Source organism: Aeromonas sp. 95A, from assembly GCF_051919235.1.
GTDB classification, from domain to species: domain Bacteria; phylum Pseudomonadota; class Gammaproteobacteria; order Enterobacterales; family Aeromonadaceae; genus Aeromonas; species Aeromonas veronii.
Genome location: NZ_JBQBFC010000001.1, coordinates 3,253,126 through 3,277,148, shown reverse-complemented (window position 1 = coordinate 3,277,148; position 24,023 = coordinate 3,253,126). Strand labels below are relative to the sequence as shown.

Annotated in this window: 30 protein-coding genes; 19 read left to right on the top strand and 11 right to left on the bottom strand. The window is 59.7% G+C overall.

The window, feature by feature from the left end:
- Positions 1 to 38 precede the first annotated feature (38 nt).
- The 12 genes from ACTG2U_RS14930 (at position 39) to ACTG2U_RS14875 (ending at position 10,959) form a co-directional block, all read left to right on the top strand.
- Complete coding sequence (locus ACTG2U_RS14930) at positions 39 to 419, top strand: YhcB family protein (RefSeq protein ID WP_005356646.1); 381 nt, start codon at positions 39 to 41, stop codon at positions 417 to 419.
- An 81-nt stretch (positions 420 to 500) separates the two neighbouring features.
- The gene (locus tag ACTG2U_RS14925; protein WP_005336295.1) at positions 501 to 1,862 is read left to right on the top strand and encodes a Do family serine endopeptidase; all 1,362 of its coding nucleotides are present in this window, start codon (positions 501 to 503) and stop codon (positions 1,860 to 1,862) included.
- A gap of 109 nt (positions 1,863 to 1,971) precedes the next feature.
- Positions 1,972 to 3,096, top strand: coding sequence for an outer membrane-stress sensor serine endopeptidase DegS (gene degS, locus ACTG2U_RS14920; protein WP_005336297.1), 1,125 nt, complete (start codon positions 1,972 to 1,974; stop codon positions 3,094 to 3,096).
- Between the two features lie 314 nt (positions 3,097 to 3,410).
- Positions 3,411 to 3,770 (top strand): transcriptional regulator, encoded by a 360-nt coding sequence (locus ACTG2U_RS14915; protein ID WP_005355140.1) that lies wholly within the window; start codon positions 3,411 to 3,413, stop codon positions 3,768 to 3,770.
- Between the two features lie 17 nt (positions 3,771 to 3,787).
- Positions 3,788 to 4,153 carry an SFCGS family glycine-rich protein gene (locus ACTG2U_RS14910; protein WP_005355141.1) on the top strand — a complete coding sequence of 122 codons (366 nt, stop codon included), beginning with the start codon at positions 3,788 to 3,790 and terminating at the stop codon, positions 4,151 to 4,153.
- Complete coding sequence (locus ACTG2U_RS14905; RefSeq protein WP_335843610.1) at positions 4,153 to 4,449, top strand: DUF4312 family protein; 297 nt, start codon at positions 4,153 to 4,155, stop codon at positions 4,447 to 4,449. The genes ACTG2U_RS14910 and ACTG2U_RS14905 overlap by 1 nt, the downstream gene beginning before the upstream one ends.
- Positions 4,450 to 4,488: 39 nt before the next feature.
- Entirely contained in the window at positions 4,489 to 5,265 is a 777-nt protein-coding gene (locus tag ACTG2U_RS14900; protein WP_439974678.1) for a DUF4311 domain-containing protein, read from the top strand.
- A 10-nt stretch (positions 5,266 to 5,275) separates the two neighbouring features.
- Positions 5,276 to 5,926, top strand: coding sequence for a DUF4310 family protein (locus ACTG2U_RS14895; RefSeq protein WP_025328524.1), 651 nt, complete (start codon positions 5,276 to 5,278; stop codon positions 5,924 to 5,926).
- Between the two features lie 42 nt (positions 5,927 to 5,968).
- Positions 5,969 to 7,108 carry an amidohydrolase/deacetylase family metallohydrolase gene (locus tag ACTG2U_RS14890; protein ID WP_439974677.1) on the top strand — a complete coding sequence of 380 codons (1,140 nt, stop codon included), beginning with the start codon at positions 5,969 to 5,971 and terminating at the stop codon, positions 7,106 to 7,108.
- Positions 7,092 to 8,207: a DgaE family pyridoxal phosphate-dependent ammonia lyase gene (locus ACTG2U_RS14885; RefSeq protein ID WP_439974676.1), complete on the top strand. Its 1,116-nt coding sequence runs from the start codon at positions 7,092 to 7,094 to the stop codon at positions 8,205 to 8,207. Before ACTG2U_RS14890 ends, ACTG2U_RS14885 begins: the two co-directional genes overlap by 17 nt.
- Positions 8,207 to 8,947: a 2-dehydro-3-deoxy-phosphogluconate aldolase gene (gene dagF, locus ACTG2U_RS14880; RefSeq protein WP_439974675.1), complete on the top strand. Its 741-nt coding sequence runs from the start codon at positions 8,207 to 8,209 to the stop codon at positions 8,945 to 8,947. The genes ACTG2U_RS14885 and dagF overlap by 1 nt, the downstream gene beginning before the upstream one ends.
- Positions 8,948 to 9,054: 107 nt before the next feature.
- The gene (locus ACTG2U_RS14875) at positions 9,055 to 10,959 is read left to right on the top strand and encodes a BglG family transcription antiterminator (protein ID WP_439974674.1); all 1,905 of its coding nucleotides are present in this window, start codon (positions 9,055 to 9,057) and stop codon (positions 10,957 to 10,959) included.
- 17 nt (positions 10,960 to 10,976) lie between these two features.
- Here the strand turns inward: ACTG2U_RS14875 and npr are convergent, their stop codons facing one another.
- The 10 genes from npr to ACTG2U_RS14825 form a co-directional block, all read right to left on the bottom strand.
- Positions 10,977 to 11,249, bottom strand: a complete 273-nt coding sequence (npr, locus tag ACTG2U_RS14870; RefSeq protein WP_005336318.1) for a PTS phosphocarrier protein NPr — start codon at positions 11,247 to 11,249, stop codon at positions 10,977 to 10,979.
- Positions 11,250 to 11,269: 20 nt separating this feature from the next.
- The gene (gene rapZ, locus ACTG2U_RS14865) at positions 11,270 to 12,136 is read right to left on the bottom strand and encodes an RNase adapter RapZ (RefSeq protein ID WP_021231839.1); all 867 of its coding nucleotides are present in this window, start codon (positions 12,134 to 12,136) and stop codon (positions 11,270 to 11,272) included.
- Between the two features lie 45 nt (positions 12,137 to 12,181).
- On the bottom strand, positions 12,182 to 12,628 hold the full coding sequence (gene ptsN / locus ACTG2U_RS14860; protein ID WP_005336322.1) for a PTS IIA-like nitrogen regulatory protein PtsN: 447 nt from the start codon (positions 12,626 to 12,628) through the stop codon (positions 12,182 to 12,184).
- 2 nt (positions 12,629 to 12,630) lie between these two features.
- The gene (gene hpf / locus ACTG2U_RS14855; protein ID WP_005336323.1) at positions 12,631 to 12,918 is read right to left on the bottom strand and encodes a ribosome hibernation promoting factor; all 288 of its coding nucleotides are present in this window, start codon (positions 12,916 to 12,918) and stop codon (positions 12,631 to 12,633) included.
- Between the two features lie 20 nt (positions 12,919 to 12,938).
- Positions 12,939 to 14,378: an RNA polymerase factor sigma-54 gene (locus ACTG2U_RS14850; RefSeq protein WP_005336331.1), complete on the bottom strand. Its 1,440-nt coding sequence runs from the start codon at positions 14,376 to 14,378 to the stop codon at positions 12,939 to 12,941.
- 65 nt (positions 14,379 to 14,443) lie between these two features.
- Positions 14,444 to 15,169, bottom strand: a complete 726-nt coding sequence (gene lptB, locus ACTG2U_RS14845; RefSeq protein WP_005336333.1) for an LPS export ABC transporter ATP-binding protein — start codon at positions 15,167 to 15,169, stop codon at positions 14,444 to 14,446.
- Between the two features lie 3 nt (positions 15,170 to 15,172).
- Positions 15,173 to 15,700, bottom strand: coding sequence for a lipopolysaccharide transport periplasmic protein LptA (gene lptA / locus ACTG2U_RS14840; protein WP_201986436.1), 528 nt, complete (start codon positions 15,698 to 15,700; stop codon positions 15,173 to 15,175).
- On the bottom strand, positions 15,687 to 16,247 hold the full coding sequence (gene lptC / locus ACTG2U_RS14835; RefSeq protein WP_005336338.1) for an LPS export ABC transporter periplasmic protein LptC: 561 nt from the start codon (positions 16,245 to 16,247) through the stop codon (positions 15,687 to 15,689). The genes lptA and lptC overlap by 14 nt, the downstream gene beginning before the upstream one ends.
- Positions 16,244 to 16,798 carry a 3-deoxy-manno-octulosonate-8-phosphatase KdsC gene (gene kdsC / locus ACTG2U_RS14830; protein WP_076493266.1) on the bottom strand — a complete coding sequence of 185 codons (555 nt, stop codon included), beginning with the start codon at positions 16,796 to 16,798 and terminating at the stop codon, positions 16,244 to 16,246. Before kdsC ends, lptC begins: the two co-directional genes overlap by 4 nt.
- Positions 16,798 to 17,793 (bottom strand): KpsF/GutQ family sugar-phosphate isomerase, encoded by a 996-nt coding sequence (locus tag ACTG2U_RS14825; RefSeq protein WP_005356672.1) that lies wholly within the window; start codon positions 17,791 to 17,793, stop codon positions 16,798 to 16,800. The genes kdsC and ACTG2U_RS14825 overlap by 1 nt, the downstream gene beginning before the upstream one ends.
- A 207-nt stretch (positions 17,794 to 18,000) precedes the next feature.
- Between ACTG2U_RS14825 and mlaF the strand changes: the two genes are divergently transcribed.
- Genes mlaF through murA form a run of 7 tightly spaced genes read left to right on the top strand, consistent with a single transcriptional unit; the run spans position 18,001 to position 22,521 of the window.
- A complete protein-coding gene (gene mlaF, locus ACTG2U_RS14820; protein ID WP_005336343.1) occupies positions 18,001 to 18,801 on the top strand; it encodes a phospholipid ABC transporter ATP-binding protein MlaF in 801 nt (266 codons plus the stop codon).
- Positions 18,801 to 19,580 carry a lipid asymmetry maintenance ABC transporter permease subunit MlaE gene (gene mlaE / locus ACTG2U_RS14815; RefSeq protein ID WP_005336345.1) on the top strand — a complete coding sequence of 260 codons (780 nt, stop codon included), beginning with the start codon at positions 18,801 to 18,803 and terminating at the stop codon, positions 19,578 to 19,580. The genes mlaF and mlaE overlap by 1 nt, the downstream gene beginning before the upstream one ends.
- Positions 19,581 to 19,587: 7 nt before the next feature.
- The gene (mlaD, locus tag ACTG2U_RS14810; protein WP_005336348.1) at positions 19,588 to 20,085 is read left to right on the top strand and encodes an outer membrane lipid asymmetry maintenance protein MlaD; all 498 of its coding nucleotides are present in this window, start codon (positions 19,588 to 19,590) and stop codon (positions 20,083 to 20,085) included.
- Positions 20,086 to 20,087: 2 nt separating this feature from the next.
- On the top strand, positions 20,088 to 20,720 hold the full coding sequence (locus tag ACTG2U_RS14805; RefSeq protein WP_005336350.1) for an MlaC/ttg2D family ABC transporter substrate-binding protein: 633 nt from the start codon (positions 20,088 to 20,090) through the stop codon (positions 20,718 to 20,720).
- The gene (locus tag ACTG2U_RS14800) at positions 20,717 to 20,989 is read left to right on the top strand and encodes an STAS domain-containing protein (RefSeq protein WP_439974673.1); all 273 of its coding nucleotides are present in this window, start codon (positions 20,717 to 20,719) and stop codon (positions 20,987 to 20,989) included. The genes ACTG2U_RS14805 and ACTG2U_RS14800 overlap by 4 nt, the downstream gene beginning before the upstream one ends.
- Positions 20,989 to 21,246, top strand: a complete 258-nt coding sequence (ibaG, locus tag ACTG2U_RS14795; RefSeq protein WP_005306001.1) for a BolA family iron metabolism protein IbaG — start codon at positions 20,989 to 20,991, stop codon at positions 21,244 to 21,246. Before ACTG2U_RS14800 ends, ibaG begins: the two co-directional genes overlap by 1 nt.
- Before the next feature lie 18 nt (positions 21,247 to 21,264).
- On the top strand, positions 21,265 to 22,521 hold the full coding sequence (murA, locus tag ACTG2U_RS14790; protein WP_005336355.1) for a UDP-N-acetylglucosamine 1-carboxyvinyltransferase: 1,257 nt from the start codon (positions 21,265 to 21,267) through the stop codon (positions 22,519 to 22,521).
- 87 nt (positions 22,522 to 22,608) lie between these two features.
- On the opposite strand, the gene pmbA is transcribed toward murA, so the two are convergent.
- Positions 22,609 to 23,952 (bottom strand): metalloprotease PmbA, encoded by a 1,344-nt coding sequence (pmbA, locus tag ACTG2U_RS14785; protein ID WP_252656302.1) that lies wholly within the window; start codon positions 23,950 to 23,952, stop codon positions 22,609 to 22,611.
- Positions 23,953 to 24,023 lie beyond the last annotated feature (71 nt).

Below are 24,023 nucleotides of genomic sequence, written 5' to 3'. Positions count from 1 at the left end.
ATAAACCCACTCTGTTTTAGCTGTAACAAGGAGCATCTATGAGTCTGTTAACTGGGATCCTGCTGGCTGTCGCGGCCTTGATTATCGGTATCGTTCTCGGCCGTTTTTCGGTGCGTAGCCGCGATGCTGGCCGTCTCGAACAGGAACTGAAGAAGGCCCACAAGGAGCTCGAGAGTTATCAGGGCCAGATCAACACCCACTTCGCCGACAGTGCCGCCCTGATGGAGCAACTGGCCGAGCAGTATCAGACCCTCTATCGCCACATGGCCGAGCAGAGCAAATTCCTGGCCAAGGCGCAGGAACCGCTGTTCCGCGAATCATTGGTAGAAGAAGCCCCTGCCAATGTGGCAGAAGAGCCGGGCGTTCCGCCTCGCGACTATGCTGGCGCCTCTTCCGGACTGCTCAAGCAACCAAACTAGTTCCTCGCGGAACTAATTGGCCAGTCCCGTGGTCTGACCTTGACGATTGCAATGCAACTTTTTCTGGGAGCTGTTTTTCATATGCGTAAACCTCTTTCCATGCTCAGTGTGCTAGCCCTCAGTGTCGGTATCGCCATGTCTGCGGCCCCTGCTCAGGCTGCACTGCCTTCCCTGTTAGGTTCAAATCAGGAGATGCCAAGCCTGGCGCCTGTTCTCGAACAGGTCACCCCGGCGGTGGTCAATATCTCGGTTTCTGGCAAAAAAATTACCCGTCAGCGTCTGCCGGAACAGTTCAAGTTCTTCTTCGGCCCCAACATGCCCGATGAACAGGTGAGCGAGCAGCCATTCCAGGCGCTCGGCTCCGGTGTCATCGTCGATGCCAAGAAGGGTTACGTGATCACCAACGCCCACGTGGTTCACGAGGCGGACGAGATCAAGGTCAATCTGAAGGATGGTCGTGAGTACGCAGCCAAGAAGATCGGTGAAGACAAGCAGTCCGACATCGCTCTGCTGCAAATCAAGGCAGAGGATCTGGTACAGATCAAGTTCGCCGACTCCGATGAGCTGCGGGTAGGTGACTATGCACTGGCCATCGGCAACCCGTTTGGTCTGGGCCAGACAGTCACCTCCGGTATTGTCAGTGCGCTGGGTCGCAGCGGCCTCAACATCGAGAATCTGGAGAACTTCATCCAGACCGATGCGGCCATCAACTCCGGTAACTCCGGCGGCGCCCTGCTCAACCTGCGTGGCGAGCTGATCGGTATCAACACCGCGATTCTGGGCCCGAACGGCGGCAACATTGGCATCGGCTTTGCCATCCCCTCCAACATGGTGCGGGATCTGACCGAGCAGATCGTCAAGTACGGTGAAGTGCGTCGCGGCCAGCTGGGTATTACCGGCACCGAGCTCACCTCCGACATCGCCAAAACCTTCGGCTACAACAAGAAGGATGGTGCCTTCGTCAATCAGGTCATGCCTGATTCGGCGGCCGACAAGGCGGGCATCAAGGCCGGCGATATCATCGTCAGCATCGATGGCAAACCGGTTCGCTCCTTCGGCGAGCTGCGTGCCAAGATCGCTACCATGGGCGCTGGCAAGCAGGTCGAGCTGGGACTGATCCGCGATGGCAAGTCACAAACAGCCAAGGTGACCCTGAAGCAGGCCGATGACAGCGAAGTACGCGCCAGCGCGCTGCATCCGGCACTGGAAGGGGCCAAGCTGAGCACCACTACCGACCCGGTCTCCGGTGTCGCGGTGGCCGATATTGATCCTCGCTCTCCGGCAGCCGCTTCCGGCCTGCAGAAGGGTGACATCATCATCGGGGTCAACCGCCTGCGCATCAACACCCTGGGCGAGCTGACCAAGGCGCTCAAGAACAAGCCTGACGTGCTGGCGCTCAACATCCAGCGCGGCGACTCCTCGCTCTATCTGGTGATCCGCTAACGCTCAAGTTGTTCGCCAGCCCCTCCATCACCCGCGGCCTTCACCGCGGGTGATTTTTATCCATCGATAGTGTTATTCTCTGCGCGCAGCCTGTACGGATGAGAATGACATGAAAATCCCCCCTTTAGTCAGTTACTTGGGCAAGTCTGTCGGTTTTGGATTGACCGTCGCGGCGCTGCTGTTGCTGCTGTTTCCCCATTTTCGCGGTGGTGCCCAACTGCCCGGCATCATCACCAATGCCCGTGAACTGAGTTTCTCCTATGCCGCCCATCGGGCAGGCCCTGCCGTCGTCAACATCTACACCCGCAGCTTTGCCCCCAATCAGGGCAATCAGGGGGAACTGCGCCCGCAAGGGCTGGGTTCTGGCGTCATCATGAATCAGCGCGGCTATGTACTGACCAACTACCACGTCATCGCCGATGCCGACCAGATCATCGTCGCGTTGCAGGATGGTCGGGTCTTCAGTGCCGAGCTGGTCGGCACCGATCAGCTCACCGACCTCGCCGTGCTCTATATCGAGTCAGACAACCTGCCGGTGATCCCGCAGGATCCCGAGCGGCTACCAGAAGTGGGGGATGTGGTGCTCGCCATCGGCAACCCCTACAACGTCGGCCAGACCATCACTCAGGGCATCATCAGTGCGACCGGCCGTACCGGCCTCTCCAGCATGGGACCCGACAGCAATGGCCGCCAGGATCTGCTACAGACCGATGCCGCCATCAACGAGGGCAACTCGGGTGGCGCGCTGGTCAACGGCCGTGGCGATCTGGTGGGTATCAACACCGCCACCTATCACCTCAACGGCAATCAGGAGAGCTACGGCATCAGCTTCGCCATCCCCTACCGGCTGGCAAAACGGATCATGGATGAGCTGATCGCCAACGGCCGGGTGATCCGCGGCTACCTCGGGATCTCCAGTGTCGAGATCAACCCCATAGTCGCGCGGATGATGAACCTCGGCGACCTGCGTGGTCTGGTGGTGGAGAGTCTGGATCCCAACGGCCCGGCGGCCAAAGGCGGCCTGCAGCGAGGGGATGTGCTGCTCAAGATCAACGGAGAGGCCATCAGTGGCGTACGCAGCGCCATGGACAAGATTGTAGAGAGCCGCCCCGGCACCAAGCTGACCATCTCGGTATTCCGCTCCGGCAAGCCGCTGGAAGTGGTGGTCACCATAGAGGAAGACCTGCGCTATCAGCAGAGAACGGCCAGCTCGAGCGCCGCATCGGCCAGCTAGCGTCACTCCTTTTTATGAGAAGGGCGGGAAACCGCCCTTTTCCATATCTGTCCCCTCGGCTACGTCTCTTATCGTGAGATGACTCACAGTTTCCCGCAACGCTTGCCCTGCCCCCGCCCCCCTATTTGTGCGCTACCGATCACACAAAACAGGCCCCAATAAGCACTCCTTTTGTCTTTTCAGTATCCAAACGATCACTTTGGGGCCATTTCCTCAGGAATTTCCGCTTCGAATCGGAAAAACGCTGCCTCCTCCACATCGACGCGCAGGCTTAGGGTAACGCCATACCTTCTGCCAGCCTTGGAGAGCAGACATTGCAAACAGAGACTCACGACCAGACCCTGACCCCGAACAGCCCGGAGTTGCTGCGCCAGACCGATCATATCCTCGCGCGCATTTATCCCCTGCTGGCCGAACAGGGCATCATCCCCAACGAGGTGCAACGGCAGATGCTAGCCTCCCATGTCAAAGCCATGGTGTGGCGCTCCCACAGTGGCGAGCCCCTGCCAGAAGTTGACCTCAGCCTATTTGAAGAGATCTCCCCCCTCTCACTGCGTCTCGCCGAACAGGTCGTCAGCTGGCTGGATCAGCTTGCTTATGAGGAGGCACACCTCTTGTCCGTCCATTTTGAAGTCGCCAAAGAAAACGAACTCAGCTCGGTGCAGAACCCGTAACTCAAGGAGAAATCGATATGACAGCCATCAAACTCGTGATTGGAGACCGTCTCGGCAAGGGTCAGAAAGTGGGCGCAGGCGCGGAAGCTGCCGGGGCCAACGTGACCATCATCCCCGGCATGGCCGCTGACATGAAGCTCGGCGATGTGATGAACAAGGAGCAGGCGGATCTCGGCATCTCCTTCTGCGGCAGCGGCGGCGCCGGTGCCATCACAGCCCAGACCAAATACGGCTACAAGTGCCGCTACGGCATGCGCTCTGTTGAAGAGGGCGTCACCGCCATCAACGAAGGGTGCGTGGTGCTGGGCTTCGGTTTCATGGACAAGGAAGAGCTGGGCCAGAAGCTGGTCGAAGCCTTCGCCAAGAAGCACGGACGCGCCTGATGAAAGAGAACTTCACCACCCAGGTCATCGTCAACGGCAAAGGGACGACCCGCCAGCAGGCGTTTGCCTCCGCCCTCAGCCAGGTGCAACCCACACTGCTCAAGGACAAACAGCAGGTACTGCTGCGCATTGAGCCGGTCGATGTACAGGTGCTCAAAGCCGAGGAGTCGGTCCGGGTGGAGAAGTTCCTGTTCTTCTTCCTGCCGCGCCAGCGCTGCGAATACCGCGTCCAGCTGGAGATCAAGGTTCAGGTCACCAGTCTGGATGTCGCCAAGGTGACGTTCACCCAGGTGTGATGCCTGCGCAGGCACAACCCCACAAGAAGGATACGTTGGATGTTTCTAATCATTTTTATCAAGTCACTCATCATTGGCGGCCTGGTTGGCGTCGGGGTGGGGGCCGGCGCGGCGCGGATGTTCCACGCCCCGACCGTACAGGGCATGGGTGCCTTCCGCACCCTGGGCGAACTTAACTCCTGCGAGGGGGATCCCGCTTCCCACTTCTCGTTTGGTCTGGGCTTCTTCTTCAACGCCTGGGCCTCGACCGTGGCGGCAGGCGCCTTCACCCAGGATGTGGATCACCGCATCATCCCGCACTGGGCCACGGCGGCACTGCTGTTCAAAAATCGGGATCTCGCCACCACTCTGCACGACCCGAAAAAGATGGCCATCGCCGGCGGCATCATAGGTGCCATCGTGGTCGCCTTCCTCAACAGTACGGCTGCTGCCGTCCCGGCCGCCCTGCAGGTCACTGCGGTCAAGGTGCTGGTACCGGCTGCCAACCTGCTGGTCAATACCGTCATGCCGGTGATCTTCTGGCTGGCCGCCATTGAGGCGGGCAAGAAGTCCGGTTTCTGGGCCACCATCTTCGGCGGTCTGGCACAGCTCATCATGGGCAACGCGGTACCGGGTCTGGTGCTCGGCATCCTGATCGGCAAGGGCGTGGAAGAGAGCGGCTGGAACCACGTCACCAAGGTGATGATGAGCGCCATAGTGCTGCTGTTCGTGCTGAGCGGCTTCTTCCGCGGCTTCGATATGAAACTGATTGAGTCCTTCCACCTGGGCATTCCCCTGTGGCTGGAAAACGTCCATCTCCTGCTTGGCAGTAAATAAGGGCTTACCCATGGATGAGAAACTGAGAAACAACTTCTGGTACGCCGACTGGTCCTTCCCCATCTTCGTCGGTCTGCTGTCGGCCGGAGTCTTTGCCGGGACCCACATGTTCTACCTGTACGGGGTCGGCGCCTTCAACGAGGTGGCCTTCGTCGCCATGCTGAAAGCCGGGATGGACACAGGTGCCTACGGCGCGGTCGCAGCCTTCGGTGCCAGCTTCCTGTTTGCCCGCATCATAGAGGGCTCCCTGGTGGGGATCCTGGATATCGGCGGCGCCATCCAGACCGGCGTCGGCCTGGGGGTTCCCGCCCTGCTGCTGGGTGCCGGCATCGTCTACCCGGTGGAGAACTTCGGCGCCTCCCTGGTCACCGGCATGGCCATAGGCCTGGCCATCGGCTACGTGATCATCCTGGCGCGCAAGTTCACCATCAACCAGAGCAACTCCACCTACGGGGCGGATGTGATGATGGGGGCTGGCAACAGCTCGGGCCGCTTCCTCGGCCCCCTGATCATCCTCTCCGCTATGGGGGCCTCCATCCCCATAGGGCTGGGTTCCCTGGCGGGAGCGCTGCTGTTCTACATCTGGGAGAAGCCCATCACAGGCGGCGCCATCCTGGGTGCCATGCTGCTCGGTACCTTCTTCCCGGTTGCCCTGGCCTAAGCCCCCGCCGCCCTTCGGGGCGGCATTTCAGAGGTCATCACCATGTATGACATGATCATCAGAGCGGGACGCCAGGGAAATGGCCAGCTCATCGACATCGCCATCCAGGACGGCAAGATAGCGGCGCTGGGGGCACTACCAGAGTCGGCCGAGGCGAAGCGAACCCTCACACTAGCCGGACAGGTTCATGTGAGCGCTGGCTGGATTGACGGTCACACCCACTGCTACCCCGCCTCCCCCATCTATCAGGATGAGCCGGACAAGGTGGGCGTCGAGTCCGGTGTCACCACAGTCATAGACGCGGGCAGCACCGGGGCCGACGACGTGGACGACTTCCAGCGCCTCGCCGCTGGCTGCAAGACCCGGGTCCATGCCCTGCTCAACATCTCCCGCATCGGCCTGCTGCGCCAGAACGAACTGGCCAACCCCGCCGACATAGACCCTGAGCTGGCCAAGGCGGCCATTCGGCGTCACCCCTCCTTCATCGTCGGCATCAAGGCGCGGATGAGCGGCAGCGTGGTGGGCGAGAACGGCCTGCAGCCCCTGCGCATGGCTAAACAAATCCAGCGGGACAACGGCCAGCTGCCGCTCATGGTGCACGTGGGCAACACGCCGCCGGATCTCGACGAGATAGTCGCCCTGCTGGGAGACGGGGATCTGCTGACCCACTGCTTCAACGGTAAGCCCAACCGCATCCTGACCCCGGCGGGTGAGCTGCGGGTCGCGGTGCGCGAGGCGATGCAGCGGGGTCTGCGCCTCGACATCGGCCACGGCGGCGCCAGCTTCAGCTTCGAGGTGGCAGAGACCGCCATCCGGCAAGGGATACTGCCTCACACCATCAGCTCGGACATCTACTGCAAGAACCGCATCAAGGGCCCCGTCTACAGCCTGGCTCACGTGATGTCGAAGTTTCTCGCCATCGGCATGACCCTGGAGCAGGTGATCGCCTGCGTCACCAGCCAAGCCGCCGATGCCCTGCGTCTGCCCGGCAAGGGACGACTCGAGGTGGGCGCCGATGCCGATCTGACCCTGTTCGAGGTCATGAGCGGCCCGACGCTCTTTACCGATACCGAAGCCCAGTCCCGCAGCGGTGACCAACAACTGCAGCCTCTCGCCGCCCTGGTCGGTGGCGAACTGGTTCTGACTCACTATGGGAAATCACACCATGCCTTCTGTTTATGAGAAATATCAGCTCAAACCGGTGATCAACGCCTCCGGGCGCATGACCATACTCGGCGTCTCCACCCCCGAGCAGGAGGTGGTCGATGCGGTCAATTTTGGCCTGGGCCACTACTTCGAGGTCAAGGATCTGGTCAACAAGACCGGCGCCTATCTGGCTGGTTTACTGGATGTGGAAGATGCGGTGGTGGTCTCCTGTGCCAGCGCCGGCATCGCCCAGTCAGTCGCCGCCATGATAGTGCGCGGCGATCCCTACCGCCTCGAGCACCTGCATGCCCATCACCATGAGGTGCCGAGTGAAATAGTGCTGCCCAAGGGCCATAACGTCAACTTCGGCGCCCCGGTCGGTACCATGGTCAATCTGGGTGGCGGCAAAGTAGTGGAAGCCGGTTACGCCAACGAGTGCTCCCCTTCCCAGCTGGCCGCCGCCATCAACCCCGGTACCGCCGCCATTCTCTACATCAAGTCCCACCACTGCGTGCAGAAGAGCATTCTGTCGGTGGCAGAGGCCGCCGAGGTGGCCAAGACCCACGGGCTCCCGCTCATCGTCGATGCGGCTGCCGAAGAGGATTTGCGCCTCTACTACAACCAGGGGGCGGACCTGGTCATCTACAGCGGCGCCAAAGCCATTGAAGGGCCCACCAGCGGGCTGGTGCTCGGCAAGCGTCAGTACGTGGAGTGGGTCAAACAGCAGGCCAATGGCATCGGTCGCGCCATGAAGGTGGGCAAGGAGGGGATCCTCGGCCTGACCCACGCCATCGAGCGCTATCTGGCCAAAGAGAAAGAGAGCGGAGCCGCCATGGTCGCCAAGATGAGCCCCTTCATCGAGCACCTCAACCAGCTGCCCGGCGTCACCGCCAAGGTGGTATGGGACAGCGCAGGACGCGACATTGCCCGCACCGATATCGCTTTTGACCACCAACAGATCGGCATGACCACAGTGCAGGTCGTCAGCCGTCTGCAACAGGGCACGCCTGCCATCTACTGCCGCGGCTACAAGGCCAACGAGGGGCACATCGAGATCGATGTGCGCAGCGTCACCGTGCCCCAGCTCGACCAAATCCACACCGCCATTGCCAACCTCGTTCAGGAGAATCGCTGATGTCCCTTACCCCCAACTACTACCGTGATCGGGTCTGTCTCAACGTGCTGGCAGGTTCCAAAGAGAATGCCGTCGAGGTGTACGACGCAGCCGAAGGCCACGTGCTGGTCGGTGTGCTCTCCAAAAACTACCCGGATATCCCCTCTGCAGTTGCCGATATGAAGGAGTACGCCAAGCTTATCGATAACGCTCTCTCCATCGGTCTGGGGGCCGGAGATCCGCGTCAATCCGCCATGGTGGCCGAGCTGGCCTGCCAGCTACAGCCCCAGCACGTCAACCAGGTGTTCACCGGCGTTGGCGCCAGCAGGGCGCTGCTCGGCCAGTCGGAAACGCTGGTCAACGGCCTGATCTCCCCCACCGGCATGCCGGGCATGGTGAAGATCTCCACCGGCCCGCTCAGCGCCGGGCAGCCCGATGGCATAGTGCCCATCGATACCTCCATTGCCCTGCTCAAGGACATGGGCGGCAGCTCGGTCAAGTTCTTCCCCATGGGTGGGCTGGCCTGCCGCGACGAGTATCAGGCAGTGGCCGAGGCTTGTGCCCGCAACAACTTCTGGCTAGAGCCGACTGGTGGCATCGATCTAGAGAACTTCGAGGAGATAGTGCGGATTGCGCTGGACGCCGGAGTCGAGAAGGTGATCCCGCACGTCTACAGCTCCATCATCGACAGCGCGAGCGGGCACACTCGCCCCGAGGATGTGCGGACTCTGCTGGCCATAGTGAAACGACTGTTGGCCTGATGGCAGTCACGGGCGCCGGTTCAATCACTGACCGGTGCCTGGCTTGTTGATGACCCACTTGTTAACATCGACCCTTTATCTCGCAACAGGAGTCTTGCATATCCCCTATGATTAAGCTGCCACACCCCAGGCTCCATCAACTGCTGATCCAGCTCTATGCCGAACCGCTGCCACAGGAGGAGCTGGCTCGCCGCCTCAATGTCTCCACCCGCACGGTGCGCACCGATGTGGCGACCCTCAACGAACTGATTGCCACGCACGGCGCTCACCTGATCCACCAGCGTGGCAGCGGCTACCAGCTCAAGATCTACAATCAGGGACTGTTCGACGCCCTGCTGGCGGCCCAGGGTCAGGATAGCGGCCTGCCACGCACCAGCCGCGAGCGGGTGCTGCACCTGCAGATCCTGCTATTGACGGCAGAGCAGGGGATCAAGCTCGATGAGCTGGCTGATACCTGGTATCTGAGCCGGGCGGCACTGCAGGGGGATATGGCGGAAGTCCGTGAGCAACTCAGCCACTTCAGGCTCAGCGTCGAGAGCAAACCCCGCCTGGGGATGCGCATTCAGGGGGAGGAGACGGCGATCCGGGCCTGTTTAACCCAACTGCTCTATCAGGAGTTGCTGCACAACAACCAGTTGCAAACCCTGTTGCCCAACCTTTGCCCCAGCAAGACGATGGAGGTAGTGGGCAATCATATCCATGCCCAGCTTGCCCGACATCAGCTGCGTCTCGCTGACGAGAGCCTGCAGCAGCTCGCCATCTACTGCGCCGTTGCCCTGCTGCGTCAGGCATCCGGTCACGAGTTGCGCCACTTCGCCAGCGAGGATCTGACTCTGCCGCTGCTGGCAGTATCTCGCGATATATATGCGGTATTACCCACCCTGACGCCCCCCGTAGAGGACGAGCTCGCCGGTCTCGCCATCCAGATCCAGGCGCGCCTGATTGCCGATACTCCCCAGCTCAGCCCGGCGATGGCCGCCGAGAGCGAACAGCTGGTGGAGCATCTGCTGGCCTACATTCATCAACACTACCCTTACGACCTGCGAGGCGACCAACAGCTGCGGGCCGACCTGCAAACCCATATCAGCGCCATGCTGCTACGGGTCAAATACCAGATTGGCAACCACAACCCGCTGGCCGATCACATCAAGCAGTACTATCCCCTCGCCTACGACATCACGCTGGCGGCCATTTCGGAGTGGATCAAGCAGACCCCCTACCGACTGACCCACCACGAGATCGGTTATCTGGTGATCCATATCGGGGTCGGGCTGGAGCGCCATTACGATATCGGCTATACCCGCCGCCCGCAGGCGCTATTGCTTTGCGATGCGGGCAACGCCACCTTCCGGGTGCTGGAAGCACGCATCAAGCGGGAGTATCCCCAGTTGCAGCTGACCACGCTGGAGTCGGTGCGGGATTATGAAGGACTGGCACGGATCGCGCAGGACTTTGTCATCAGTACCGTCAAGGTGAACGAAAAAAACGCCCCCGTGGTACTCGTTGCCCCCTTCCCGACCCAATACCAGCTGGAGCAGCTTGGCAAGCTGGTGCTGATCGACCGCACCCGCCCCTACATGCTCGACAAATATTTCGATGCCGACCACTTCATGGTGGTCAAAGAGCCCCTAACCCAGGCCGAACTGTTTGCCCGCATCTGTGATCAGCTGGAAGCGGAAGATCTGGTGGAGAGTGGCTTCAGAGCCTCACTGCAGGAGCGGGAGCGGATCGTCTCAACCATGTTGGGAGAAGGGATCGCCCTGCCCCACTCCCTCGGTCTGCTGGCGCGCCGTACTCTGGTTTACACCGTGCTGGCACCGCAGGGGATTGACTGGGGGAACGGGGAAATCGCGACGCTCATCTTCGTGCTGGCCATCAGCAAGGCCGACTACGAGGAGGCGATGGGTCTCTACGACCTGTTTCTGGCACTGATGAACGAAAAAGCCAGCAGGAATCTGCTGGCTTGTCGCGATTTTGCCAGCTTCAAAGCGCTGGCGCGTACCGGTTCATAACATAAAACGAGGAGTGACTACTCCTCGTTGAAGCCGGAGGTGAACAGCTCCACCACGGCGGCCAAGGCCTCGACCTCTTCGGGGCCCTCAACCTGGACTTCCACCTGCCGCCCTTGCGCGGAATCCAGCATCAGCAGGCCGATGATGCTGTCAGCATCGGCCTCCACACCATCTTCATTGCGCAGCAGCACGTGGGCATCGAAACCCTGCACCAGCTCGAACAGCATCATGGCAGGTCTGGCATGAATACCCAGCTTGTTTTTCACTTCAACCGAGGCGGAAACAGTCATCGGGTCGTCCTATTGGTCCGTCAAGATTGGGGGGCACTCTTGTCGAGAGTGCGGTGGCGGATCTGCACGTTCTTGCCAAGCAAACGGAATGCACTGGCCAGCCGTTCTGCAATAAAGACCGAGCGGTGCTGACCGCCGGTGCAACCGATGCCGACCGTGAGGTAGCTGCGATTGTTGCGCTCCAGATGGGGCAACCAGGTCACCAGCATGTTTTCGATCTGCTGGGTAAACAGCATCACGTCAGCTTGTGCCGAGAGGTAGTTGGCGACCGGCTCATCCTTGCCAGTAAACGGCTTGAGCTCGGGGATCCAGTGCGGATTGGGCAGGAAGCGGGCATCGAACACGAAGTCGGCATCCTTGGGAATGCCGTACTTGAAGCCGAACGACTCGAACACCAGCACCAGCTCGTTCTCTTTCTTCCCAAGCACCCGGGTCTTGATGAGCTCGCTCAGGTCGTGAATGCTGAGGGTGGTGGTGTCGATACGCAGGTCAGCGGTCGAGGAGATGGGCGCCAGCAGGTGGGTCTCCTCCCGAATCGCCTCATCCAGCGACAGCTTGTTGCGTGAGAGGGGGTGCAAGCGGCGGCTCTCACCATAGCGCTTGAGCAGGGTGCCGTTGTCGGCGTCGAAGAAGAAGCTGGAGAACTCAACCCGCCCCTCATTGCGCACCTGAGCCAGCAGATTTTCCAGTTTCTCCGGATCGCTCGGCAGGTTGCGCACATCGATACTGACCGCCAGCTTGTCGTACTGGCTCTCCACCGAGACAATCAGCTGGGGCAGCAGATTGACCGGCAGGTTGTCCACACAGTAGTAACCCAGATCTTCCAGCACTCGCAGGGCTACCGTTTTACCGGAGCCCGAACGTCCACTTACCACGATTAACTGCATCTTGTTCCCTCACGCCAAAACGGGTGTCTCATCCTTGGCCTGCTGTCAGGCCGAGGTCATGATCTGATAGAGCTCTTCGTCGCTGGTTGCCTGACGTAACTGGCGGCAAACCGCCTTGTCACCCAGCTTGGAAGCCATCAGAGAAAGGGTCTTGAGATGCTGCTTGCACTCGCTTTCCGGCACCAGCAAGGCAAACAGCAGGTCAACCGGTTGATTGTCGATGGAGTCGAAAGGAATAGGGTCGGCAAAGGTCATCAGAATCGCGGTTGGCGGGAACTCATCGTCAATGCGACCGTGGGGGATCGCAATACCGGCACCGATCCCGGTACTACCCATTTTTTCGCGGGCCAGCAAGCATTCGAACAGTGCCTGACGGGAGGTGCCAAGGCGTTCGGCGGCCAGCTCGCTGATGATTTCGAGGGCGCGTTTCTTGCTGGTACAAGGGACTGCACTCTTGGTGCAGTCCCGACTCAGTATGTGTTCAAGTTGCATGGTTATTTTTTATTTAACTTATCTTTGTGCTTGATGATCTGCCTGTCCAGCTTGTCGAGCAAGGTGTCTATCGCAGCATACATATCGGCATGTTCAGAGTTGGCAAACACTTCGCCACCGCTGACGTGCAATTTGGCTTCCGCTATCTGGTTCAGTTTTTCCACGCTAAGCACCACATGAACATTGTTGATGTGGTCGAAGTGACGCTCGAGTTTGGCAAATTTGTTATTCACATAATCACGCAGAGCTTCGGTGATCTCGACATGGTGTCCGGTCAGGTTAATTTGCATAACATCATCCTTTTGTTTGCCTAAACCAGGCGTTTGCGCTGATTGGAAGGTGGGATAAACAAGGATTCGCGATACTTAGCGATCGTGCGTCTCGCCACCATAATACCCTGTTCGGCCAGCAAATCCGCGATCTTGCTATCACTTAACGGCTTGGCAGGATTCTCTGCCGTGACCAGCTTCTTGATGAGCGCGCGAATTGCGGTCGATGAGCACTCTCCTCCTCCTTCGGTGTTCACATGGCTGGAGAAAAAAAACTTCAATTCGAAGATACCACGGGGGGTATGCATGTACTTCTGGGTCGTCACCCGGGAGATGGTCGACTCATGCATCTCTACCGCTTCGGCGATGTCATTGAGCACCATGGGCTTCATCGCCTCTTCACCATACTCGAAAAAGCCCTGTTGCTGCTCGACAATGCAACTGGCCACTTTCAGCAGGGTGTCATTGCGACTTTCCAGACTCTTGATGAACCACTTGGCTTCCTGCAAATGGGAGCGGATAAACTGGGTGTCGGTGCTGCTGCGGGCGTTGCGGGCCATGGCGGCATAGGTCTCGTTGACCCGGATGCGGGGGGCAGAGTCGGGATTGAGCTCGACCACCCACTTGCTGCCCTTCTTGACCACGGAGACGTCGGGGATCACGTACTGGGAGTCGCTCTGGATGATGCCATTGCCGGGGCGCGGCTCCAGCAGCTGGATCAGATCCAGCACCTCCTTGAGGTCGCTCTCCTTGAGTTTTGTCTTGCGAGCGAGGGTGCGGTAATCCCGGTTGCCGAGCAGCTCCATATGCTCGAGGATCACCTCTTTGGCCTCGTTGAGCCAGGGGGTCTGCGGGTCATACTGATCCAGCTGGATCAGCAAACACTCCTGCACAGAACGGGCAGCAATACCGACCGGATCGAAGTGCTGCACCCGCTTGAGTACCGCCTCGACCTCATCGAGTTCCACCTCTACGTCATCGCTGGTGACGGCAGCCTGGATATCCTCCAGCGCAACGGTCAGATAACCGGATTCGTCGATGGCATCGATGATGGCGAGCGCGATGGCGGCATCCACATCGCTGAACGGTGTGAGCCGCATCTGCCACAGCAGATAATCCTGCAGGTTTTCGGTGGTTTCACCCTGATAGACGCTATCTTCCCCATCATGGATGGGGCCCGCGCTCTGGGCGGTGCCGGCAGAGTAAACCTCGTCCCAGGTGGTATCCACCGGCAACTCGTCCGGCATCTGCTCCTGAGCCATGGCATCGCTGGAGTCCAGCTGGCTGGCATCGACCGGCGCTTCCGGACTGGTCTCTTGCGCCTCGCTCTCTTCCTGCTCCAGCAGAGGGTTGTTTTCGAGCGCTTGCTGAATTTCCTGCTGAAGTTCCAGAGTGGAGAGCTGGAGCAGACGAATCGCTTGTTGTAATTGCGGCGTCATGGTCAGGGACTGACCGAGACGCAACTGTAATGTCGGCTTCATCTACGTCGGGATATCCTTATGTTCAGCGAGGCACTCGTCAAAGGAAATGAAGGCATGCCCCCTTACTATAGACTGAATTGATCGCCCAAATAGACGCGCTTGACCTGCTCATCGGCAAGGATGTCAGCCGGTGCACCTTCGGCAATCATCTTGCCGTGGCTGACGATATAGGCCTTCTCACATACGTCCAGAGTCTCTCTGACGTTGTGGTCGGTAATCAAGACGCCAAGGCCTCTATCTTTCAGATGCTGAATGATCTTCTTGATGTCTATCACAGAAATCGGGTCAACCCCTGCAAAGGGTTCATCCAGCAGAATAAAACGCGGCTCGGCCGCCAGCGCACGGGCGATCTCGACCCGACGGCGCTCACCGCCGGAGAGGCTCTGACCCAGGTTGTCGCGAATGTGGGTGATGTTGAACTCTTCCAGCAGTTGCTGAACCTTGTCCTCACGCTCCTCACGGCTCAACCCCTTGCGGGTCTGCATCACGCCCATCAGGTTGTCGAACACCGACAGGCGACGGAAGATGGAGGCCTCCTGCGGCAGGTAACCGATGCCGTTACGCGCCCGCACATGCATGGGCTGCAAGCTGATGTCCTGATCGTCGATGGTGATGAGACCGGCATCGCGCTGTACCAGCCCCACGATCATGTAGAAGGAGGTGGTCTTGCCCGCCCCGTTGGGGCCGAGCAGGCCGACAATCTGGCCGGTGCCCACTTCAAGACTGACGTCACTCACCACCATGCGGCGCTTGTAGCTCTTCTGCAGGCCCACTGCTTTTAACACTGCCATGGCTTATTTTCCCTGCTTCTTCTGGTCGGCGGGCTTGTCGAAATTCTCTACCTGATCAGGCAGGAACACGGTTTTGACCCGCTGGCTCGGGCTCTTGCTCTCGGCAATCATCTTCTGTTTGACGATGTCGTAGCGGATCAGATCGCCATTGACCTGGCTATCTTCCTGCTTGAGCTGACCGTTGCCTGTGATGGTCACCAGCCGGTTCTTCAGCTCGTAGCGGATGGTATTGCCGTGGGCATTGACCGGCTTGCCGTTATCCAGGATCTGGAAGAAGGTGGCGGGTTTGCCGTAGGCAGTCATCACCTCGGCCCCTTTCTCGCCGGAGCGGGTCACAACCACCTTGTCAGCCTTGATCCGGATGGTGCCCTGATTGATGGTCACATCCTCTTCGAAGGTGATGCGGTTGTCCTGCATCTCGGCCACCTGTTTGACGGCATCGACGTAGACCTTCTCGGCAAAGTCGGACTCTTTGGCAGTCACCGCACCACACAACAACATGGCTGCGAGGGCCAGATTAGCGTTTTTCATTGAAATAGATGGCATGGCCTTGATCCAGTAACTCAAAATATTTGCGGTCCAGATGGCCCTTGAGGCCAACCCCTTGGGTCTGGAAATCCCGACCCAGAATGTTCACTTCCCGGTTGCTGCGCACATCCTGTGTCACCAGATCCAGCTCCAGATAGGGAGTATCCAGTGTGGAGATGAAAGAGGTAGGTAGCAGACCATCCAGATGCACCTTGTCCCGCAGGATGACGTTGTCGCCGGTGTTGAGCACGCCGGTTTCGGCGGTCACCTTCCACTCGGCGGCACCCTGATCGTCATACATGTAGACCACCGGCTTGTCGAAGGTGGCCTGCTCGAGGATTTGATAATACTCGGCGTAGGTCGACTCCAGCCGCTCGGTGCGCTTGCCGTTGATATCAAAACGGGTGGTAACCAGATCTTTGGCGACAAAATCCGGCTGATAGTTTTCGATTTTGACGGCGCTCTCCGGCACCAGCTCAACCTTGCCCAACTGCCAGGCAACCAGCGCGACCAGAAACAGCAGGGCAAACAACAGGGTCTGTCTGCTCATACCGAAGCCTCGGGCTGATAATCGTCGTGGCCCTGCGCCTGCAAAATGAGGTCACACACCTCGCGCACCGCGCCCATGCCACCGCCAAGCCGGGTCACCATATCGGCACGACTCAGCACCAGCGGATGGGCATCGGCCACGGCAATGCCGAGCCCACAGACCTGCATCACCGGCAGATCGATGGTGTCATCGCCCATATAGGCAGCCTGTTCAGCAGTCAGCCCCAGCTTGGCCAGCAGCGCTTCGAAGTGAGGCAGCTTTTTATCAGCCCCCTGCACCACATGAGCCACCCCCAGGCTTTTCATCCGATCACTGACGATTCGTGAGTTGCGCCCTGTGATGATGGCGATCTCGATCCCGGCATTGAGCAGTGCTCGCATGCCCGCACCATCGCGGGTGCAGAAGGTTTTCAGCTCTTCGCCGTTGTTTCCCATGTAGATGAGGCCGTTGGAGAGCACCCCGTCCACATCGCACACCAGCAGGCGGATTTGCGCCGCCTTCTCAAACTGGCTGCGCGTCACCGGACCATAGAGGGTCGGTACGTTTTGCATCAAATTACTCCGGCTTTCAGCAGGTCGTGCATGTTGAAGGCGCCGAGCGGGCGCTTGTCACCATCCACCACCAGTAATCCGTTGATTTTTCTCGTTTCCATCAGCTTGACGGCTTCTGCAGCCATCATCTCTGGGCCTACGGTAACACAGTTGGCCGTCATCACACGGCTGATGGGGGTGTGATGGATATCGATCTGCTGGTCAAGAATGCGGCGCAGGTCGCCATCGGTAAAGAGCCCGGCCAGCAGGCCATTGCCATCGACCACAGCCGTCATACCGAGCCCCTTGCGGCTCACTTCCAGCAGCGCCTGGCTGATGGTGGCATCTATCCCCACCCGGGGCAACAGCTCACCGCTGTGCATCAGGTCGCCGACCCGCAGCAACAGACGCTTGCCAAGGGAACCGCCCGGGTGAGAGAGGGCGAAGTCATCGGCGGTAAAACCGCGCGCTTCCAGCAGGGCGACCGCCAGGGCATCGCCCATGACTAAGGTTGCCGTGGTGCTGGAAGTGGGTGCCAGACCCAGCGGGCAGGCCTCTTTCTCCACCTTGATGCACAGGTGCACGTTGGCCTCTTTGGCCATGGTGGAGGCGGGATTGCCGGTCATGCAGATGAGCGGAATGCCGCGGCGCTTGAGTACCGGCAGCAGGGCCAGGATTTCGTCGCTCTCGCCGGAGTTGGAGATGGCGATGATAAGGTCGCCGCTGGAGATCATCCCCAGATCGCCGTGACTCGCTTCTCCCGGATGAAGGAAGAAGGCCGGTGTGCCGGTGCTGGCGAGGGTGGCGGCGATCTTGCTGCCGATATGGCCCGATTTGCCCATGCCGGTGACCACTATCTTGCCACCGCAGCGCAGCACCATCTCGCACGCCTTGTCGAAGGCGTCGTTCAGATACTGATAGAGTCCATCAATGGCTTGCTTTTCTGTGTCCAGCACCGCGCGGGCACTGCGACGAAAATCGAACAGTTCAGACACTTTCTCAGGCTTTACAGACATAAAGACACAGCTCCGGGCCGAAATTAGCTGCGGGATTATAAAAAAGTCTGCCCGGATAAGCGAATCGGATGGCAAGTCCCGCTCTCAATGACGCACTTTGTTACAGAAAACTGTCGTGCAAATGGGCTTGCAGCCTGTTCAATAGTTGTTCCTTGCTGTTGCTTAGACCTAGACTACCCCATAAAATTCGCACCTCATTTACACCGGATGGACAATTGTTTGAACAATGACCTGATCACCATCTCCGATCTGACCTTCAGTCACGGAGATCGGCTGTTGTATGACGGGATCAACCTGACCATTCCTCGTGGCAAGGTGACCGCCGTCATGGGCCCGAGCGGCATCGGTAAAACCACCCTGCTGCGGCTGATCGGTGGCCAGCTCAAGCCGGAGTCCGGTCACATTCTGTTTGACGGGGAAGATATCCCCACCCTCTCCCGTTCGCGCCTCTATGAAGTGCGCAAGCGGATGAGCATGCTGTTCCAGAGCGGCGCCCTGTTTACCGGCATGACGGTCTACGACAACGTGGCCTTCCCTCTGCGGGAGCACTCCGGCCTGCCGGAGGAGCTGATCCACACCATCGTCATGATGAAGCTGCAGGCGGTGGGCTTGCGCGGCGCGGCGAAACTGATGCCCTCCGAGCTCTCGGGCGGCATGGCGCGCCGGGCGGCGCTGGCACGGGCCATCGCCCTTGACCCCGACCTCATCATGTATGACGAGCCGTTCGTCGGGCAGGATCCCATCACCATGGCGGTGCTGGTCAAGCTGATCAAGGAGCTGAACGATGCCCTCGGCATCACCTCCGTCATCGTCACCCACGATGTGAAAGAGGTGCTGAGCATCGCCGATTACGCCTACATCATCGCCAATCGCAAGGTGGTGGCACACGGCACACCGGATCAGCTACGCGAGGAACACAATCCCGAAGTCGAGCAGTTCCTCAAAGGATTGCCCGATGGTCCTGTTCCGTTTCATTTTCCGGCAGGCGATCTGCTACAGGATCTCTGATGTTGATAAGTCAAATAAGCAAGCTGGGGCGGGTCGGAGTGCGGTTTATCAGCTCCGTCGGTCGAGCCACCATCATGTTGTTCCATGCGCTGGCGGGCAAACCCGAGCCGCGCAAGCACTTCCCGCTGCTTGTCCAGCAGCTCTATGTGGTGGGTGTGCAGTCGGTGGCCATCATTCTGGTCTCCGGCCTGTTCATCGGCATGGTGCTCTCGCTGCAGGGTTACAACGTATTGAAGGATTTCGGCGCCGAGCAGAGCCTGGGACCGCTGGTCTCCCTCTCCCTGCTGCGTGAGCTGGGCCCTGTAGTCACGGCGCTGCTGTTTGCCGGCCGTGCCGGTTCGGCTCTGACCGCTGAAATCGGCCTGATGAAAGCCACCGAGCAGCTTTCAAGCCTCGAGATGATGGCGGTCGACCCGCTGCGTCGGGTGGTTGCCCCCCGCTTCTGGGCTGGCGTCATCAGTATGCCGCTGCTGGCCTTTATGTTCAGCCTGATCGGCATCTTCGGCGGCAAGCTGGTCGGTGTGGACTGGCTCGGCGTGGACGAAGGGGGCTTCTGGTCTGCCATGCAGGCCTCCGTCGACTGGCATGAAGACATCATGCAGGGCGCCATCAAGAGCCTGATTTTCGCCCTGGTGGTCACCTGGATTGCGCTCTTTAACGGCTATGATGCCAAGCCGACCTCGGCCGGGATCAGTCAGGCCACGACCCGAACTGTGGTCCACTCATCCCTCGCCGTGCTCGGCCTGGATTTTATACTCACTGCAGTCATGTTTGGATAAGGTAAAGATGAAGTTCAGCAAAGTAGAATTCCTGGTCGGCACCTTCATGCTGGCTGGCATCGGTGCCATTCTGGCACTGGCCCTGCAAGTGGCCGGTTTGAGCTTCAAACCGGAAGGAGAAACCTATACCCTGCGCGCGCATTTCGATAATATCGGCGGCCTGAAAGTCCGTTCGCCGGTAAAGGTCGGCGGCGTGGTGGTAGGCCGGGTCAGCGACATCGTACTGGACCCGAAAACCCAGGTGCCCGAAGTGACCCTGATGATGCAAAAGAGCGCTGGCGAGTTTGCCGATACCAGCTCCCTCTCCATCCTCACCTCCGGTCTGCTCGGTGAGCAGTACATCGGTCTGGCCCCCGGTTTCAGCGATGAGGAGATGGGCACCGAGATGCTCAAGGATGGCGACCTGATTGAAGACACCAAATCCGCCATCGTGCTGGAAGATCTGATTGGCAAGTTCCTCTACAGCCAATCCTCCGACAGCAAATCAGACAGCAAGAAGGAGTAATCATGTTCAAGAAAATCGCCCTGCTGCTGGGTCTGATGACCAGCATGCTCTTTTCCCTGTCTGCCCAGGCCGCAGTCGATGCCACCGACCCCAATGCGCTGGTGGATCAGGCTGCCAAGCAGACCTTTGCCCGCCTGAAAGCCGATCAGGCCCAGGTGAAAAGCAATCCGGATCACCTGCGGGTGATCATCCGCGAAGAGCTGCTGCCCTATGTGGACAACCGCTTCGCCGCCTACAAGGTGCTTGGCAACCAGATTAAAGAGACCACCGAAGCGCAGCGCAATGCCTTCGTCGAGGTGTTCACCGAGTACATGGTGAGCTCCTACGCCGATGCGCTGGCCCATTTTGACAAGCAGACCGTCAAGGTCGAGCCCGGCAAAGCTCCCAGCGGCAACATCACCGCCGTCAACGTCAGCGTGAAAGAGGCTGGCAAGCCGGACATCTTCCTCGAGTTCAAACTGCGCAAGAACAACAAGACCGGCGAATGGAAAGCCTTCGACATGGTGGCAGAGGGGATCAGCCTGCTCTCCGCCAAGCAGAGCGAGCTGGGCGGTTTGATCCGCCAGAACGGTATCGATGCGGTGATCGCCCAGTTGCGCGAGCACAACGCCAAGCCGCTGGTACTCAAACCATGACCCTCAGCGGTGAGCTGCAGGCGCCACAGGTCAATGACCTGTGGCAACGCCGCGCCGAATGGTGGCAGGACGACCAGCTCGAGCTCGGCGGCATCACCACCCTCGACTCTGCCGGACTGGCCCTGCTGGTCAAATGGGCCAAAGCCGTATTAGCGCGAGGCGCCACACCGCAACTGGTGGGCGCCTCCAGTGATTTCTATACCCTGGCCAACCTCTACGGGGTGGCCGGGCTGTTTCAGTCAACCCCGCTCACAACTGAGGACGCATAATGCAAGTCTCTGAAATTGAAGCGATACTCCTTGAGGCTCTGCCATTGTCCGAAGTCCATGTCAAAGGGGACGGTAGTCACTACCAAGTGATCGCCGTCGGTGACATGTTTGACGGCATGAGCCGGGTCAAGAAGCAGCAGGCCATCTATGCCCCGCTGATGGACAAGATCGCCAGCAACGCCATTCACGCCCTCTCCATCAAGGCGTTCACCGACGCCGAGTGGAAACGCGAACGTAAATTCCTATTGCCCTCCTGATTTGGTAACGAAGTAAAAATGGACAAATTCAAAATCGATGGTCGTTGTACTCTCAACGGCGAAGTGACCATCTCCGGCGCCAAAAACGCCGCGCTGCCGATCCTGTTCGCGACCCTGCTCTGTGATGAAGAGGTACACCTCTCCAACGTGCCGCGCCTGAAAGATGTGGGCACCACCATCAAGCTGCTGGAGATGCTGGGCGCCACCACCAAGGTCAACGGCAACGTCACCGTGCTGACAGGTGCGGTGAACAACCATGTCGCTCCCTACGAGCTGGTGAAAACCATGCGCGCCTCCATTCTGGCTCTGGGCCCGCTGGCTGCCCGTTTCGGCGCCGCTGATGTCTCCCTGCCCGGCGGTTGCGCCATCGGTGCCCGTCCGGTCAACCTGCACGTCCACGGCCTGGAGCTGATGGGTGCCAAGATCACCATCGAAGATGGTTACATCAAGGCCCGTGTCGATGGCCGCCTGAAAGGCGCTCACATCCTGATGGATATGGTCTCCGTCACCGGTACCGAAAACCTGATGATGGCCGCCACCCTGGCTGATGGCCGCACCGTGATCGAAAACGCCGCACGCGAGCCGGAAGTGGTCGATCTGGCCAACTTCCTCAATACCCTGGGTGCCAAGATCCAGGGCGCGGGCACCGACACCCTGACCATCGACGGTGTCGAGCGTCTGCACGGCGGCAACTACAGTGTGCAGCCTGACCGCATCGAAACCGGTACTTTCCTGGTGGGTGCAGCGGTCACCGGCGGCAAGATCACCTGCCGCAAGACAGACCCGACCCTGCTGGAAGCGGTACTGGTCAAGCTGGAAGAGGCTGGCGCCCTGATTGAGAAGGGTGAAGACTGGATCACCCTCGACATGACTGGCCGCACCCTCAAGCCGGTCACCATCAAGACTGCCCCCTACCCAGCCTTCCCGACCGACATGCAGGCACAGTTCACTGTGCTGAACGCCGTCGCCAAAGGCACCGGCATGGTCACCGAGACCATCTTCGAGAACCGCTTCATGCACGTTCCCGAACTGGTACGGATGGGTGCAGACATCGAACTGCAGGGCAATGTGGCCATCTGCCGTGACACCGAGCAACTCAAGGGTGCCCAGGTGATGGCGACCGATCTGCGCGCCTCCGCCAGCCTAGTGCTGGCCGGCTTCGTGGCCGAAGGCTCCACCATCGTCGACCGTATCTATCACATCGACCGTGGCTACGAAGACATCGAGCAGAAGCTGCAGGGTCTGGGTGGCCGCATCGAGCGCATCAAGGGCTGATAGCCCCCTGATCGCAGGCCGATAAAAAGGCCCCCTCGCGTTGGCGAGGGGGCCTTTTTCATGGTTTCGGTTCAGTTGAAACCGGGATCAGTGGCCCGCCAGCTTCATATTCTCTACCAGCACCGAGCCGGTCTTGAGACTGGAGCGCTCATCCTCGTCACGACCCACCGCCACGATATGGCTGAACATCTCGGCCAGATTGCCGGCGATGGTGATCTCCTCGACCGGATAGGCAATCTCGCCATTCTCGACCCAGAAACCGGCAGCGCCACGGGAGTAGTCGCCATTGACGATGTTGACCCCCTGCCCCATCAGCTCGGTCACCAGCAGGCCGGTGCCCATCTCTTTCAGCATGCCCTGAAAATCCTGGCCGGTATTGGAGACCTGCCAGTTGTGGATGCCACCGGCGTGACCCGTAGTAGTCAGCCCGAGCTTGCGGGCAGAGTAGGAGGTAAGCAGCCAGCTCATCAGCTCGCCGTTACGGATAATATCCATATCGCGGGTACGCACCCCTTCGCCATCGAACGGGGTACTGGCGAGCCCGCCCAGCAGGTGGGGGAACTCCTGAATGGTGAGCCACTCGGGCAGGATCTGCTTGCCCAATTTGTCGAGCAGGAAGCTCGACTTGCGATAGAGGTTGCCACCGCTGATAGCCATCACCAGATGGCCCCACAGGCCGGAGGCAGTGTCCGGGTGGAACAGCACAGGCGCATGACGGGTCGAGATCTTGCGGGCGCCGAGGCGGGAGACGGTACGCTCAACGGCTTCGTCGGCAATGCGCTGCGGGCTCCAGAGCCCGTCGAGGGTACGGCTGGAGGAGTAGCCGTAATCCCGTTGCATGTCGCCATCCTGCTCGCCGATCAGCACGCAGCTCAGAGAGTTGCGCGACGCCGCGTAGCCTTTGACGAAGCCGTGGCTGTTGCCATAGACCTTGATGCCAAGATGGCTGGAGAAACCGGCGCCGTCGGAGTGCTTGATACGGGCATCGCGACCCAGAGCGAGTCGTTCGCACTCGATGGCCAGCACGATGCCGCGCTGGGGATCCAGCTCGATTTGGTGACACAGTTGCAGGTCGGGGGCATCCCAGGCCAGCAGCTCGGCGTCCGCCAGACCGGCGCAATCATCCGCCGAGGTGTGGCGAGCAATCTCGATAGCCGCTTCAACGGCGGCACGAATGGCGGGTTTGCTCAGATCGGTGGTCGAGGAGGATCCCTTGCAACCATCGCGATAGACGGCGATGCCGAGGGCGCCATCCTTATTGAACTCAATGCTTTCCAGTTCACAACCCCGGGTGTTCACCGACAACCCGGTCTGCTTGCTGATGGAGACTTCGGCCAGCGAGGCGCCCAGTCCTTTGGCTATCTCCAGGGCTTCGGCAACCACGGCCTCGAGATGGGCTTGATCCTGGCGGATTTGGTCTTGCTGATCCATAACTCACATCTGTATGAAAGAAGGAAAGGGGGGTAAGCATATCAGACCCCTGCGCCCAGCGGGAGAAGCTG